Origin of the sequence: Neoakkermansia glycaniphila (assembly GCF_900097105.1) — a bacterium.
In the GTDB taxonomy this organism is placed as follows: domain Bacteria; phylum Verrucomicrobiota; class Verrucomicrobiia; order Verrucomicrobiales; family Akkermansiaceae; genus Akkermansia; species Akkermansia glycaniphila.
Genome location: NZ_LT629973.1, coordinates 1,603,729 through 1,621,616 on the forward strand (window position 1 = coordinate 1,603,729; position 17,888 = coordinate 1,621,616).

The 17,888-nt window shown below is 60.3% G+C and carries 3 protein-coding genes; 2 read left to right on the top strand and 1 reads right to left on the bottom strand.

The features are described from left to right. Positions 1-138 precede the first annotated feature (138 nt). Complete coding sequence (locus PYTT_RS06650) at positions 139-4,296, top strand: autotransporter family protein (RefSeq protein WP_067773462.1); 4,158 nt, start codon at positions 139-141, stop codon at positions 4,294-4,296. On the opposite strand, the gene PYTT_RS13335 is transcribed toward PYTT_RS06650, so the two are convergent. After that, entirely contained in the window at positions 4,293-4,436 is a 144-nt protein-coding gene (locus PYTT_RS13335) for a hypothetical protein (RefSeq protein WP_156850335.1), read from the bottom strand. The two genes, PYTT_RS06650 and PYTT_RS13335, sit on opposite strands and share 4 nt — an antisense overlap. A 113-nt stretch (positions 4,437-4,549) precedes the next feature. On the opposite strand from PYTT_RS13335, the gene PYTT_RS06655 reads away from it, so the two are divergent. Then, entirely contained in the window at positions 4,550-17,803 is a 13,254-nt protein-coding gene (locus PYTT_RS06655) for an autotransporter-associated beta strand repeat-containing protein (RefSeq protein WP_071133348.1), read from the top strand. Positions 17,804-17,888: the final 85 nt, after the last annotated feature.

Here is a 17,888-nt window from a genome sequence, read left to right on the forward strand (position 1 = left end):
ATTCAATGTGCTTTGCCAAACTTCTTCACGGTATTACATGAAAAATCCATGGTTCCAGCTTTGTGTTTATGCCTCCAGGCCGTGAACGGAGCTGGTTTGTTCCTTCAAGTTATTCTTTCTCTCCCTCTGTATTCCAAGATGAAATTGCATTTGCCCTTGCTGTTGTTGGCCGCTCTGGCGGTTTGTTGCTCTTCTCCTTCCCGCGCTGCCGAACCCGTGCCCGTGTGGGATGCGGGCGGTACGTGGCTCTGGACCGGAAACGGCGGAGATTCCGCCTATGGTACAGCCGCCAACTGGAATCCGGAAACCGTACCGGGCCGTGTGGATAACAAGGGCGTGAGGCTCGTTTTCGACAATGCGGGCATGCTGACGGTGGGCGGCAATATGGCGGATTCTTCCGACGGGGGCGGTATCGAGGTGCTCAACAACAGCCATGTGACGTTGAACGGCGGAAGATGGTTAGGCAATCTGGTTGTGGGCCGGGGCAGTTCGGTGACGTTTACCGGGGAAATGTCTCCCAAGTCCTCGACGATCATTGCCAACGGCACCATTACGTTTGCCAATACCTACGCGATGGGGCTGGATAATGGCGGTACGGCGCAGAAGTGGTATTTCGGCGAGGAAGGCAAGATCGTTTTCGGTATGGATCCTTCGCAGGCGTTCTGGTTCAACGGAGTTTCGATTGAGATGTCGGGCGTGCTGAAGCAGAACTCGATCGCCGGTCTGTTGAACCGCACTTCCTCGCTGAATCAGGTGACGCGCCGCCTGATCGAGACGAATGGAGGGCAGGCTGGCAACGGTGTTCAGTTCGGAGAGTTCACCAATGAGCGCGGTCTGGCGCTGGCGCGTGTGACGTCGTGGGACGGGCTGTCGGATGAAGAGAAGTCGGTCTCCTATCTGGTGACTTCCGGTACCTCCATCGGCGTGACCGTACAGTTTTACGAGACGGAGTACGATGCCTTGTCTCTGGAGTGGGTGAGGTCGCAGCCCGGCGTATGGAGCCAGGGTGCGGCGGGCTGGATTGTGGCAGGGGATGCGGGCCGGGTGGATACATCCTATCTGAATGGGGATGCCGTGGCATTTACCGCGGCATCGGCCGGAACGGTGACGATCGAGGGGGAGGTAACGCCTGCCTCGGTGACCGTGTCCACGAGCAATGAACTGGCTTGGACGGCGGGCGCGGCTGCAGGCAGCGGCCTTTCCGGTGATGCGCCGATCACGGTGAACGGTACCGGCCGCCTGAGTATTCTTTCAGCCAATGCTGCTTATGAAGGAGCCGTGACGATTGCTTCCGGTACGGTCGTTCTGGGAAATTCCGGAGCTCTGGGTACGGGTACGGTCGATAACGCCGGGAGCCTTGTGTTGCAATGGGATGGTGAACATTCGCTGGGCAACCGGCTTTCGAGTACGGGCAGTCTGACGATTGCAGGAGGTACCGCCTCCCTCGGGAATGCAGGCAATCTGGTGAACGGAACGGTGCTGGTGCAGAGCGGTGCGACGCTGAATCTGGCGGCAGGAGGCGGCTTCGGCGCTGGTGCTGCGCCCGGTGTGACGATTCTGGAAGGAGGCACGGTGAATGTGTCTTCGCTGGCGGGTTCCTTGCCTTCGACGACGGTTTCCGGCGGTACGCTGAACTGGACGGCGGCTGCCGCAGCTGCCGGAACGGTGACGTTGAACGGAGGTATGGTGAATGCGGCGGGGAACCAGTCTCTGGCAGGAACGGCTCTTCAAAGCGATGTGACCCTGCATCTGGCAGGTGTGGCTTCAATGGATTTCGGGACGATGACGAACGCCGGGAGCGGCCGTGTGACGCTGCAACTGGCCGAAGGCACGACGCCGGAGAATCTCGCTGCACTGATGCTGACGGGGCATGCGGCTCCCGGCGGCAATCTCGACTGGCTGGCCGGGCGTTTCGTCGCGGTCTCGGGTTCCACGACCTACTACGGTTATTATGACGATGCGCAGAACAGGATCGTTTTCGCCACGGCTCTGGAATTGAATTCTCGGACGCCCGTCCAATCCCAGGGTATTCCCTTCGAACGTATAGGCGGTACGGATATGGGGGCAACGGCTCCGACGATCGGTTCGTTGACGATCCGCGATGCGGCGGGCGATCCCGCCGGCAATACGCTGAAGCTCGCCACGATCGGCGGCTTGACCGTGCAAGGCGTGCTGGCCTATCAGGGCGGCGCCTCGCCGGACGGTTACCTTATTTCCGGCGGCCCGCTGCATGCCGATGCCCTGGCGGTGGATTCCGGCAGCCTGCGGCTTGATGCTGCTACGCAGATCGACCACGGGGCGACGATCGCCTCGGGAGCCTCCCTCGTGATCGGCGCCCGCGATACGGCGATTGCCGGAGATGTGCGGTCCGACGGTTCGTTGATGGTGGAAGGCGGCACGTTGAATGTGGGCGGTACGCTGACGGGGAATCTCGGTGTGGAAGGCGGATCATCGGCCCGCCTGGGCGGTTTGTCCGGCAATGAGGGATACTCCCTTTCCGGTGGCGGCGATGTGGAGATCACCGGAGGCGGCAATACCGTGTTTGCCGGAGATATGAGTTCCTATCAGGGCTTGCTGACGGTGGCAGGCAATGCCTCGCAGACGTTGCGGGGTGTCGGCGGAACCGGGGCCGGGCTGGACGTAGCCGGAGGCGGCAGTCTGACGCTGGATTACAGCGCGCGGCAGGCATCTTACCGCTCCGTTGCTCTGGAGAGCGGCAGCTCGCTGCATCTTTCGGCATCCGATAGCGGGCAGATGGCCAACGGCACCCTTTCGCTGGCGGAAGACAGTACGTGGCAGGGCGGAAGCTCCGTGACGTTCACGTTCTCACCCGTGGCCGACGTGATGCAGGGGAAGACCGCACTGGTGACGATGGCGCAGGGTTCCGCCCTGACGCTGGATCTGGCTCCTGACAACAAATTGACCGTGCATGCAGTCGCTGCTCCGGGATCCAAGATTTCCCTGTCGGACGGCCTTCGCGTCGTGCTGGTGGATGGGCTCGCCTCCGGGCAGGATCTTGGCAGCGGGAGCTTCACGGCGGATTTCGATTCGATCCTGTCGAAGTTCTACGTGAATGCGCGCATCGTCGCGGAAGGAGGGAAGCTGTACCTGCTGGGCGATCGCAACGGCAGCTTCTCGTATGCCAATTATGCGCAATCGTCCAATGCGCGGACGGGCGGAGCATTGCTGGACAATGTTCTCTTCACGGTCGATCCTCAATCGACTGCGCCCGACAGCCAGCTGGCGAAGGTGATGAATGCCGTGGATGGCCTTGCCGCCGGAAAGCGCATGAGCGAGGCTTCACAGCTGATGGCCGCCGCCGCCGGTACGACGGTGACGACCCTGAACGCTTCCCAGCTCGACACGCTCCGGTTCCAGATGCAATCGCTTCGCAACCGTGCCGTTTCGATGGGCGTCGATCCGCAGGTGGGGCATGACAAGATGCCTTACCTGAATGCCTGGGCGAGCTTCAACGGGGCGAACAACGATGTCTCGCGCAGCGGCGATGAAGCCGGCTATACGCTGACGAGCTGGGGCGGTACGGTGGGTGCGGATTGCGATATGACTCCGCATCTGACGGCAGGCGTGGCGTTCACGGCGAATCTGGGCAAATTGTCCGCCGACGGAGCGGAACATGCCACGGGGCATGTGGACAGTTATCTCGTGAGCCTCTATCTGCGTGCACAGAGCGGCAGATGGTCGCATACGGGAGTGCTGACCGGAGGCACATCCAAGGCGGATCTCGACCGCACCGTCCGTTACGGTACGGGCCAGTACACCACGCATGGCAGTACGGACGGCTCCGCATTCGGCGCCATGTACGAGCTTGCCTACGACATTCCGCTGGATACGGACTACACGTCTCTGGTTCAACCCCTGTTCAACGCCAGCATCAGCAGCGCCCGGATGAAGGGCTATGAAGAAAGCGGAGCCGGCAATGCAGGCTTGTCCGTGGACGATATGGATACCACCTATGCGACTCTGGGGCTGGGCGGCCGGTATCTGGCTGCGGTGGGGCAAAATATCTTCAACAGGAATGCGATGCTGGAATGCCGCGCCTTGCTGGTGCAGGATATCGGCGACCGCCGGGTCGATGCCGATGTGGCATTTGCCGCGGCAAACGGATTCCGCCGCACGGTGCAGGGCGTCAAGCCGGGCAGTACGGGCGTGGAAGTCGGTCTGGGCTTGACGATTCCCGTGGAATTGCAAGGCAGCCTGTTCATGGATGCCATGTTGGACGCCCGCAGCGGCGCCACTTATGTGAGCGGCAGCATCGGCTATCGTTACAACTTCTAGAATGTATTGATAGAGAAAACACCCTTGCCGGATGCCGGAAACAAAACCGGGGCTAAAAAGCCCCGGTTTTCTTTGTTGTCGGGGGCGAAAATACTCTTTTCAAGGCCGTGGCCTGTGACCGTGTTGTCTTGAATATCCACGCGCGGGACGCGAAAATGGCTTGCAATAACAGAATCGGCTTTTATGATGGGCAAAGCCGCCTTGCTGTCATACAGGCAGGTGCGGCTATTGCATTATTCCTATCCGTCTTCTTATGAAATTGCATCTTCCCACCGGACTCCGTGCTGCTCTCATGACCTGTTATGCTGCCGTCGCCTGTTCTGTTACGCTCTCCACCGGTACCCTGTTCGCAGGTGCAGGCCTTGTTGCCGCAGCCGGACTGGCACCGGTAGCTTCGGCTGCCGCTACGTTGCCCGGAACCTATGACCAGACCGTAGAAGTAACGGCGGCGAACAGCACGGCCATCACGCTCGCCGCCGGACAGGCGGGACTTGTCGATTACAAGAGCGGGGAGGCCTATACGGGAGCCGTGACCATGGCGGCGGACGGTTCGAGCACGCTCGTCCTCCTGCTGGAGCAGGCGACCGGCAATGCTTCGTTCGGGAGCGCCATCACGAATACGGGCAATATTATTGTTTCCGGCGCCGGGAAGACTCTGGAATTGACGCAAGGGCTGGAAAGCTACGGCAGACAGAATTGGACGATCAATACCAATGCAACATTGAAGGCCAACAGTTCCATCTGGTTGAACGGAGAAGGGGCTGCCGGTATGATTACGCTTGAGCAGGGCAGTTCCCTCGTGTATGGCAGTCATAATTCCAGCATGCTCGGAGCATCCGGATTTGTGTTCAACGGTACCGGGACGGTATCGGGTTTCAATGATGCCGGTACCATGGGAACAAACTGGGGTTTGACGCTGCTGGACAATGCTTCCATCAAGGTGACGGCCGCAGCGAGCGGTTCGACATTGAGTATGACCCGCATGAGCGTCCGGTCCGGGATGGTTTTCGATATTCAGGGCGCAGGCACGGTGCTGAACTTTTCTTCGCAATTGTCTTCTATTGGAGTAGGTGCGTCGAAAACCGTGACGATTAAGGGTGGCGGTACTCTTGATTTTACAGGTTCGGCATATACCAACGCCGTGGAGCTGGGAGGCGTCAATTTCTCAGTGACGGAAAGCAGTGTGTTGAAATTGAACAATGCCGCCGCTCGGCAGACTACTGGTTTCACGGGTATTGCCTTAGGCAATTCCGGCGTGCTTGATGTGACGGTGACGGCCGATCTGTCTGCATGGAACAACGGCAGTATCACCGGAACTGCCGGTAGCCGGGTCGTTTTGAACGGCGGAGGGAACCGCTGGTACGGCGGCTTCCTGACCAGCGCTTTCGCTACCGGGGGAAATGTGTTCAAGGGGACGATCGAAGTGGCTTCCGGCCGCATGGAGATAGGATCGAATACGGGGCAGTTCGGCGATGCCGGTACGAGCTGGATCGTGCGCGATGGTGGCCAGGTCTATTTCGGCAACGGTACGTATAACGGAAACATCTCGATTGAAGGAACGGGCTGGAATGCCAGTTCGGATATTGCCAAGGGCGGATGCATTCGTGCGGACGGTGCGACGCTTGCAGGCAATATTACGCTGCTGAACAATGCTTCGATTACTGTCTGGAGCGGATCGACTGGTACCCTGAGCGGCAAGCTGCTCGGCAGCACGACTCTGGAAAAACTGGGTGCCGGAACGCTCAATGTTTCGAATGCCAATGCTCTGAAGGATTTTACCGGTAATTTGAAGCTTACGGGCGGTCTCGTCAACCTGAGTATGACGGCCGATATGGCGATGGCGGGGAAGCTGATGCTGAACAGCGGCACCGTGGATGTAACGCGCTCGGATGTCTATGGACGCCGTTTGTTCAATGGAGGCGTGGAAGTTTCCGGCTCCGGCAAGATCACGCTGTCGCGGACCGGGTTGATCTGGATCAATTCCCTGACGGGGAACGGTACGGTGAATTTCGAGCGTACGGGCAGCGGTACATATTTCTCATCCTTTGTGCTGGCCGGTGACGGAGACTTCACCGGAACCATTACGGTGGGCCGTAACGATGCGACGCAGAATTCCTACCTCGTGCTTCAATCCGCCAATGCGGCGAAGAATGCGACGGTGACCCTGCAGAACGGTTCTTCGCTGGCCCTGACGGCCAATACGACGATTGCCGGATTGAACGGCGCAGCCGGTACGATGATCGTCGGCATGGATGCTTTGGCTTCGACTGGACAATACGATCAGAACATGCCGACGAAAGGAACGGCGCGGACGCTGACGGTCAACGGAGGCGGCAACTACGCGGGTAGCATCGGGGCCAATGTGAGCCTTGTGAAATCCGGTGCGGGCACTCTGAAGCTGACGGGCGCGCTGGATGCTTCCAGCAGCTATTCCGCCACGGGCGGCACGCTTGAATTCGGCCAGACCGGCAACCAGACGCTGACGGTCAGCGGCAGTAACGGTGCGACGCTCGCTTTCACCGGCGGAGGCAAATATACGTTGGCCGCCGCTGGGGATTTCTCCGGTGCGGTACTGGGTATTTCCAACGGTTCCACCGTCATCATGGGCGGTGCGGGAGTGGCAGGCCTCGCTGTCGGCAGCGGTCTCAATTACCTGAACATCACGAGCACCTCGCCAAGCTATGCCCTTGGCACCATCAGCGGCGCCGGGAGTTTGGTGCTCGAATTGGCGAATGCCTCCATGAAACTTGTTGCCGATGATATCGGCGATACGGCTCTGTACCTGAAGAATGGAGATGCCCTGTCCCGGTTGACGCTTGATGAAACCGGCATTCTGCAAGCGGTCGCGCTGGCGGAGTTGACCGGCTCCACAACCGACGATCCGGCGGGCGAATATTCCCGAGTCGGCGGCGGAGTTGTGCTTCAGAGCAATTTGGAGATCGGTTCCCTGATGCTGATGGATAAGGCAGGGGATGCCAATACCCTGACGATTACGGATTCTTTCACGATCGGCGAGAAACTGACGTTTGCGGGTACGGCCGGAGGCTCGTTTGCCCTGCAGGGTGGGGCCTTGACGGTCGATACTCTCATTGCCAATAGCGGCTTGCTGAACCTCAACAATACCCTGACAACGGCGAATTCGCTGCAAGGTGTCGGGCGTGTCAATTTGGGTAGCGGTTCGTCACTGGTACTCAATGGAGCGGGGACGTTCGGCGGCGTGGTCGGCATGGCCGGCAATGCCGGATTGTCTTTGGCGAACGGCGCTCTTGGCACGGGGACGATCAACATCTCCGGCACGGGCAACAAGCTTGAATGGCTTGCCGGCAATACGGCCGATTATTCCGGCAAGTTGACGGTGGCAGCGAACAGCGGCCTGACCTTGAACACCGGAGCCAACAACGTCGGCTGGGGAACAGCCATCGGCAATACGGCCGATTATACCAAGACAGGTTCCGGAACGCTGACCCTCTCTGTGCTGAACGCCATCAAGGGTGCGCTGACGATCGACGGCGGTGTGGTGAATTTGACCGCAGGCGGCGATAACGGTTCGATCAATGGTACCGTTGTCATCAAGAATGGCGTGTTGCGCCTGAATGGCGGAGACGTGACGGGATATGGTGAGGGCAACAGGATCAGCGCCATTACGATTCAGGAAGGCGGCGAAATGGTGATCGGTGTGACGGCGAACCAGACGTTCTCCAACATGACGCTGACGCTGCAAGGGGGCAAGATTTCGGGCGTAGCGAATTCCAACTTCGATCTGTTCAGAAACGGTTCGAAGGTCGTCACGCTGGCTTCCGCGCAGACATCCACGATCTCCACCAACTTCAACCTGCGCCAGGACAATACCCAGTTCGACATTGCCAAAGGCACGACGGCGAACGGTATCGATCTTTTGGTTTCCGGAGTGATCGGCAATGGTGATAACGGCAACCACAACTTCATTAAAAACGGCGCGGGCACGATGGTCCTGACCGGAGCCAACACATACGGGGGCACGACGACCATCAACGGCGGCACGTTGCAGGTAGGTAATGGCGGTGCATCCGGTTCGCTCGGTTCCGGCACGGTTTTCATCAATGCCAACGGCACGCTGGTATTCAACCGGACGGATGAATACACGTTTACCAATACAATCGGCCTCGATGCGAATAAGAGCACAGGCCACATTGATATCATGTCCGGCACCTGTACATGGAATACCGGTTCCCAGGGTAACTTTACCGGTACGCTGACGGTGTATGACGGCGCGACGCTGAAACTGGCTTCGAACACCTACAATGTCATTGGGGGAACGGGCCACCGTACCCTGATCGAGGCAGGGGGCAGGGTCGTCTTTGCCGTAGGTGGGACGGATTGCCATTCCTACGGGCAGATCGAAGGGGCGGGCCATGTGGAGATCGCATCTGCTGCCGACAAGATCATGTACTTCGATTGTGCGAACACCCTGTACACGGGCGGCACGATCGTCAAATCCGGCACGGCCGTGATGAATCAGGTGGGGGCGCTCGGCACGGGTACGATTACTCTGCAGGGCGGCGTACTCCGGGCTGCCGTGGGGCATGCCTTTGCCAATGCGGGCGGCACCAATGCCCTCGATATGCAGGGCGGCACGCTGGCTGCCTCCGGCAATCAGACTTTCTCTTCCACGGTGCTGACATCGGGAGTGAGCACGCTGGCCTTGACTTTGAACAATTCGGGTGGTGCGGCAAGTCTGCTGAGCCTGGATCTCGGTACGCTGACTCGCGGCATCGGCTACGGTTCTCTGAATCTGGCATTGACGGGCGGCCCGGATGTGACTCTGACGGGTGCCAATGTCAACGACTATCTGCAGCTGAAGGCAACTGTCGATGGGGACAATACATGGCTGGCTCGTGCCATCTCCTACAAGATCGGCGACCAGCTTTACCGCGCAACCGGGTACGATACGGACACGCGCGTGATTTCGTTTGCGGAAGCTTCCACGACCCAGCTTGTGCAGAATTCTCCGAGCGGTACAGCCCTCGATTATATCCGCACGGGTGGTGCGACGCTTGGCGCAAAGAGTGAGGAACTCGGCGGAAGTACCTACGAAATGCGCAGTCTTGCGATTGAAAACGGTACGGGTGAAGGTGATTCCAATGCGCTGGTGCTGAATGGTGTCACGCTGAAGGTGAACGATGTGCTGTCCTATGGCGCCACAACAGGGCCGGCCTATACGATTGCCAATGGAGATGCCGCCGGTTCTCTGAATGCGAAAGCAGTCGTTCTGACGGGAGGTACGTTGAATCTCAACGTGACGACGAGGCAGATCGGCACGATGGCCGGACAAGGCACCATCGCTTCCAGCGGCGGCACGACCGCCGTTTCCGATGCGATCGACGGTTCTCTGACGTTGAATCTGGCGAACAGCGCGGCCTTCTCCTTCACGGGAACGACCGGTTCGTTGGCTGCCATGAATGTGGCTTCGGGCAGCTCGGCTGCCTTCCTGACCGGCAAAACTTCCCTGTCCGGCACGCTGGCCCTTGCCAATAACGGTTCCTCACTGCAGGTGGGACGTGCCGCTTCGGAAGGAGTGGCGGCTTCCAACGCCGTGCTGACCATGCAGAACCTGCAGGTGAATACCGGGGGCGACAACAACAGCACTTCGCTGAACATTGCAGCCGGTTCCGTGATGAATGTGCTTGGCACGACCAACGGTTCCGCCGGGGAAGGTTCATTTACGATGAGCGTAGCCGGAGGCACGTTCACGACAAATGTCAACGGCACGTTGAATATCAATAGCGATATATCCAATCGCGACGGTAACGGCACGCTCAATATCAACAATGGCGGCGTGATGAATTTCCGCAATGGATTGGGCATTACGCGCAATGGCGCAGCTTCCAACTGGGGGCGTGTGACGTTGAACCTGAATGCAGGCGGCACGATGAACATCGGTGCGGGCGGCATCAAGGGCAGCGTGGTTCATACCATGAACACCATCAATCTGAACGGCGGCACGATCGGCGCACTGGCCAACTGGACGTCGTCCGTCGCCCTGAATCTGCAGGGTGCCGTAACCTTCAATACCGAGCTGTATGTGGCCGACGACGGTTCCGGCGCAACCAGCGGCTACAGCGGACAGGCCGGAACGATCGGCTTGAGCGGAGCATTGACGGCGACGGAAGCCGGTTCTCTGGTGAAAGACGGCCTCGGAACGCTCACGATTACGGGCGCTCAGGGCGGTTTCGGCGGTACGATGACTTCCCTCAAGGGTACGCTGGACATTTCCGGAACGACGGGACTGGGCACGAACGCCGTTTCCCTCGTGCTGGACGGCGGCGCACTCAATGTCGGCAGCCTGAACGGCGGCATGACGGTGCGTTCGGCCGCGGCTGGCGGGCAACTGGGCAATCTGACGTTGAACGGCGGCACGATCAATATCGACCTTGCGCTGCTGCCCGATGCGGGTACTGCGGCCTACACGGTGGGTACGCTTTCCGCAGGCGCGGGCAAGACGACGTTCCACATCGAGAACTTCGCCTCTCTGGCGCTGGGCGAGCATACATATACCCTGTTCAATGTCACGGGAGCCAATAACATCACGACGGAAGCCTTGCAGTCTCTGGTCGGTGCGTCGGGCCTTGTGATCAGCGAGGATTCCCGCTCGAAGCTCGAATTCACCAGCAGTGCTTCATCCGTGACGATGAAGTACACGAATGCCGGCATCGCCACGCTCGTATGGCAGAATACGGCCAATAACTGGCAGATGAAAGGCTCTGCGGATGCATGGGCATCCGGCTCCGGCACATTGGCGGATACCAGCTTCCACACCGGGGACAACGTGATCTTCAATGCGCAGTCTCCAGTTCCCGCGGTGGCTGAATCCGTGAAGCTCTCCGGCCTTGTGGCTCCCGGTTCCATCACCGTGAACGGCGGCAATTACAGCTTCGACAATGCTGCGGCGGATGCGCGCGGCTATCTCTCCGGCAGCGGCAAGCTGACGATGGCGGGCGGCACGCTTGCCATCAACACCAACAATAAGGGTGTGGCCGCTTCGGAAGGCGTCGCAGCCATTGATCCGTGGTCGGGCGGAGTCGCCTTGAACGGCGGCACACTGATTGCCGGAGCGGATGGCGCGCTTGGCACGGGTACGCTCGTGTTCGGCGGCGGCACGCTGGAATTCGTCTCGGCGAATGCTCTCGGCGGCGCCATGAGCATTGCGGACAATGCTTCGGGCACCCTGAAATGGGGGGCTGGCAATACGATGAATTACACGGACAATCTTGTGTCCTTCGGTGCGAATTCGACCCTGAATATCTTCAGCAACGGCAATACGTTCAACATGAACCAGACGCTGGCCGCGGGCCAGAAGCTGGTCATCAATGATGTGTTTGCCGGTAACGTGACGCTTGCCGGCACGGGAGGTACCTTGGAAATTGTCCAGAATGCGAGCGTCAATTCCGCCATCTGGCAGGGTGCGAACTACATCGTGAACGGCGGCCTGACATCCGGCGGAGGCGGTATGTATACCTCCGGATCGATCAGCGGTTCCGGTACGTTGACCTTCAACAATACGGGAGGCACGTTCACATGGGCGACCTCCGGCAACGATTTCACGGGCGATATCCGCCTGACGGGATCCAAGCTCGTGGTCTTCGGCGGAAACGCCCTTGGCACGGGGTCAAGTTTCCTGACGAATGGAGGTGCGGCGTCCTCAATTGATATCGGAGCCAATGCCACGCTGGTTCTGAACCGCCAGTTTGCCGCAGCCGACAAGGCCGCAGCCAAGGCGAATGCACTGGTGATCGGCAACCTGACCGGCAGCGGCATCATCCGCGGCGACTATACCACCAATACGGCGGATTTCAGGGAACGCTACATTTCCACGACCGTTGCTTCGGGTGAAGCCGTGTATGGCGGCATTTTCCAGCGGCAGACCAATACGGACGTCGGCCTGCTCAAGAATGGCGCGGGTACGTTCGTCCTGACCGGAACCAATACTTCGATTGCCGATCTGGATGTGAATGCCGGTTCCATGGTTCTTCGCGACGGAGGCGTATGGGCGGGCGATATCAATGTACTCGGTACATCCTCTCTGGCTTTCGACAATAATATCGATGTGACGCAAAGCAGGAATGTGACATCCGCAGCAGGCGCGACCATTACCTTCCAGAACGGCAAGACGTATACGCTGGCCGGAGCGGCGAATGCCATCGGCGGTGCGGTCGTCGTGCAGGGTGGAAGCAAGCTGGCTGTCAGCGGCACATTCGGCACGGGTTCCGTCTCTCTGGCGACGGCGGCCGATACGCTGGAATTGAGCGGAACGAACAAGACGCTTTCCGGAGCCATCAGCGGCAACGGCGGCGTGATCGTCTCGGGTGGGGAAATCACCCTGAGCGGCGCCAACTCCTACAAGGCCGGAACGACTGTTTCCGGCGGTACGCTGATTCTCGGCTCGACCGGAGCCGCGGGCGATGGTATCATTGCCCTGACAGGCGGTGCCTTGAACGTCAATGGTCAGGTTGTGCTTAATGGTGTAGCGGCCAATCAGGGAACCTCCTCCATCATCGGTGGTGCAGATTCTTCCATCGGCGCCTTGACAGTGGGCTCCGCCGATGCGGCGGCCACATTGAACGTATCCGATGCGTTGACGGTGGCTTCCATCAACGTGCTTGCGCGGACCAACGGAAATAATACCTTGAATGCCACTGGCGACCTGTCGGTGACGGGTGCCTTCAATGTCGGGCAGAACGGTACAGTTGCCCTTGCTTCGGCTTCCCTCGGTTCCGGTCTGTCACTCGGTCAGGATGCTGCGTTCAGTTCCGGAGCCTTGACCGTTTCCGGCACCGTGTCCACAGCGACGGGAGCTTCCATGAATACGGGAGCCGTCACATGGAACGGCACGGGCAAAACCTGGAATCTGGCCAGCCTCTTCCTCAACCCGTCCGCATCCGTGTGGACTGTCGGAGGCAACCTGAGCTCCACCGGTACGGTGAGCGTCGGTCTCGACAGGACATTTGCCGCGACTCTGGCGGATGGCGACTACAAGGTCGCCACGATTACGGGAACGTGGGATCCGGCGCAGTTCAACCTGCAGGATCTGTCGGATATTTCCGATATTTACAAGTACACGCTCGAACGTTCCGATTCGGGTACCGATCTTGTCCTGCGCGTGCGTGTGGACACCGGAAAGGCTCTCGTCTGGAACGCAGCAAACGGCGCTACATGGTCCGATGCGAGCGCAACGGAATGGGTAGGGCAGGCCACCGCTCCGGCCGGCAAGATCGTCTACTTCAACACGGATCCGTTCGGTGATGCGACGGAATTGACGGTCAACATCGCGGCGGCGGGAGTCACTCCCACCCAAATCTTCGTGGAAACGAACAAGACGTACATCTTCCAGGGCGGTTCGATCAGCGACGCTCCCGGCGTAGCCTCGACTCTTACCGTGCAGGGCGCAGGCATCCTCCGCCTTGACGCGGCGAACGCCTATACGGGCGGCACGACCCTGAAGGACGGCACCGTCGTCATGAACAATACGGCTTCCCTCGGTACGACCGGCAGCATCTCCTTCGAAGGCGGTACGCTGGAATACGGCAGCATGGCGGACTGGAGCGGGCACGATATTTCCGACCGTTTCGTCGTCGCGCAGAATGCCGACCTCAACCTCTCCGTTGCAGACGGCCGGACTGCTTCCATCGGCCGCCTCGGCGACACGATCACCGGAGCCGTCACTCTCGTCAAGACGGGTCTCGGCACCTTGCAACTGACGCAGAGCTACATGGGCGACATCGACCAGAAGGCTGGCGCACTCACGCTGAAGGGTTCCACCTACGGCGGACAGGTCACCGTGGATGAAGGCTCCTTCCTGCATATGGACGCCAACCAGGTAACGACGTTGAACAACATGTTCGGCGGCACGGGTACGGTGACGCTCGACTCCGGCAGCTTCTCCATCCTTGGAGCCGGTACCGCCGAAGTTGCGCTCGTGTACGGATCCTCTCTGGCTGGCCCTGCCTCCATGATCTTCCAAAGCGGTACGGAACTGGCTGGCGGCATCGATATCCAATCGACCTCCACCGGACTGGTGCTTGCCGGCAATGCGGCAGGTTCGCTGATCTCCGTTTCCGCAGCCATCACAGGCGAAGGTCGCTACCTGAACCTGCAAAACGGCATCTTCACCCTCAAGGGTGCAGCCGCCACGGACAGCACGGCGGGACTCGCCGTCTCGAATACGGCCACTCTCAAGCTGGACGGGGCATCCACCGTGCTGCCCTCCCTGCATACGGTTGAAGGCGGCATGGTGGAAGGCACAGCCTCCCAGAACCTCACCCTGCAGGAAGGCGTACTGAACGGCATTCTGAGCGGTGCCTTCACGCTGAACGTGCAAGATGCTGACGCCTCTGTGGCGTTGGGCGCTACGGCTCAGTCGGACGGAAGCACTCTGTTCAATGTGGGCGGCGGCATTCTCGACCTCGGCCAGACGGCCCTGACGAACTCCCTGACCATCACGGGCGGCAAACTGGCTCAGGCGGACAACTGGCTCGGCAACGTCACGGCTTCCCTCGGCAGCCGCGATGCGGACGGCCATGTGATGGGCAATACGGGTACGCTCGATCTGGGCGGCCTCCGTGCCGGATCTCTGAAATCCGTCACCCTTCCGGGCCATGCAACCGTCACGAACATCGGCACGGGTACCGTAGCTCTCGACCGTGGGGACCTCCGCTTCACTCTGTCCAACATCACGACAGACACGCATACGGGTACGGCCATGATCGTCTTCAACAACGGCGGTACAAACACGCTGACCATGTCCGCAGGCAACAAGCTGTATATCGACATGGATGACGAAGTGATCGCTCTGATGCGCGATCTGGCCCCGGCCGATCCGCTCGACTTCACGGGCAAGCAGGTCAAATTCGTCGTAACTGACGGTTCCCTCGGATTCACCAAGGCCAATGCGGCCGACTTCGTCACCTTCAACCCGCTCCTTGAAACATGGGGCCTGCAGGTGGCGGATGTACAGGGCGGCACGCTCATCGTGGACGGCAATCTCGAAGTCTGGTTCGCCAGCAAGCTCGGGGACATCACCCGCTACGACGATCTCGACCCCTACCGCGGCCTTGTGGTGGATCGCAACATGACCATCTCGCTGGCTTCCCCCACCGCCCCCGGAGAAACGCTTGTCGTGAAGAACCTCTACGGCATGAACCGCTCGGATCTGAGCATTACGGGTGCGATGAATCCCGACGGCTCGCAGGGCACGGCGAACGTCACCCTGATGAACAGCGTGAATACCACGTTCTCGGGCAACATCACGGCCGACAGCAACACCGCTCTGTCCAAGACTGGCAGCGGCACGCTGACGGTGCAGGGCAATCTGGCTGCCCGCGGTACGCTCGATGTGCAGGAAGGCACGCTCGCCCTTGCTTCAAAGGGTGAAAACAGCCTGAATTCCGTCGACATCTCGCACGGGGCCACCCTCTCCCTGCAGGGCCGGGGCGGCAATACCGTAGCCACCACGCTGAACTCTTCCGGCGGCATCCTCCTCGGAGAAAAGGCAAAACTGACCATCAACGGCACATCGACGCTGATGGAAGGTTCCACCCTGAACGGCATGAGCGGCTCGGCTGTCGAAATCGTCTCGGGCGGCTCGCTCATGATTGCTGCGGGAGCAGGAGTTGAAGGCATCGGGTTCGACCTGAAATCCGGCTCCCTGCTGGATGTCGCTTCCGATATTCGGGCAGCCTCGTTGAACGGCTCCGGTTCCCTCTCGGGTGCGGGTTCGATCGCTCTGTCCGGCGGCAACGGCACCTTCGCAGGTGCCATGAACGCCTACTCTGGCACCTTGAAGCTTGAAGGCGGAAGCCAGACGCTGGCCGGAGCCGGATCGACGGCGGCCTCGCTCGTCGCCGTGAATGGCAGCAATCTGGTACTCGACTATTCCGGCAGCAATGCACGGTATGCTTCGGTGGCTATCTCGGGAGGCAGCACGTTGACGCTCCTAGCGAACAACGGGAGCGGCACGAACAACCAGCTCACGCTCAGCGGCAACAGCACGGTAGCACACGGCACCCTCGCGCTCACCCTCAACACCGACCCCGTCCAGAACCTCTCCGCAGGCTACATCAACATGGCGGGCGGAGCCGCCCTCGGCTTCGGAGAAGGCAGCGTCATGCGCTTCAGCGCCAGCAGCAACTCCAAACTCATCCAGGGCACCAGCCCCGTTGAAATCGTCATCGTCAACGGCGTCACCACCGGCTCGGACAACATCACCGTAGCCTACGACCAGCTCTTCGGCAAATACTTCGATGCAGCCGGCTCCCGCCTCGAACAGCGCGGCAACCAGCTCATCCTCGTCACCGCCGCCAGCCGGTCTCCGTACTACGAAACCATCGGCCTCAGCCACAACGCCCAGGCCGGCGGCGCCCTCCTCGACCGGGCCCTCCGCACCGTCAACCCCCAGGCTGAAAACCCCGGCAGCGAACTCGCGCAAGCCATGAACGCCATCGACAGCCGCATCTCCGCGGGCAACCGCGCCGGAGCCTCCCAGCTCATGGCCGCCATCTCCGGAGCCACGGTCACCACCCTCAACGCGGCGCAGCTCGGCACCCAGGAACGCAACATGCGAGCCATCCGCAACCGCACCGTCACCATGGGAATCGACCCCTCTGTCGTCCAGCAGGACCTCCCCTACTGGAACGCCTGGGCCAGCTTCAACGGAGCCAACAGCGACATCTCGCAGAACGGAGACCAGCCCGGCTACAAACTCAGCAGCTGGGGCGGCACCATCGGAGCTGACAGCGACATCAGCCGCCACATCACCCTCGGCGTCGCCTTCACCGCCAACTACGGCAAACTCACCGCCACCGGGGCGGACACCGCCAGCGGACATGTCGACAGCTACCTCGCCAGCCTCTACCTCCGCGGACAGAGCGGCAAATGGTCCCACGTCGGCATCCTCACGGGCGGCACCGCGAAAGCCGACCTCGACCGCACCGTCAACTACGGCGCCGGCCAGTACAAAACCAGCGGCACCACGGACGGCAGCAGCTTCGGCGCCATGTACGAACTCGCCTACGACATCGCGCTGGACACCGACTACAAATCCCTCGTCCAGCCCCTCTTCAACGCCAGCCTCAACAGCGCGCGCATGAAAGGCTACACGGAAACGGGAGCGGGCAACGCCAACCTCAGCGTCGAAAACATGGACACCACCTACGGCACGGTAGGAGTGGGCGGCCGCTACATCGCCTCCGTCGGGCAAAACCTCTTCAACCGCACGGCCACCCTCGAAGCGCGGGCCCTGCTCCTGCAGGACATAGGAGACCGGCAGGTAGAAGCGGACGTAGCCTTTGCGGACGCGAAAGGGTACAAACGCACGGTAGAAGGAATCAAACCCGGAAGCACGGGAGTGGAAGTAGGCCTCGGACTCACGATACCGGTCGAACTGCAAAGCAGCATCTTCATGGAAATCAACCTTGATGCGCGCAGCCGGAGCACGGAAGTAAGCGGAGGAATCGGCTACCGCTACAACTTCTAAAGGAACGGCGCGAACCAACCGACCGCAACCACGCAACGGCAGAGCCGGAGGGGATTTTTCCCCTCCGGCTTTTGCTTGTGCACAA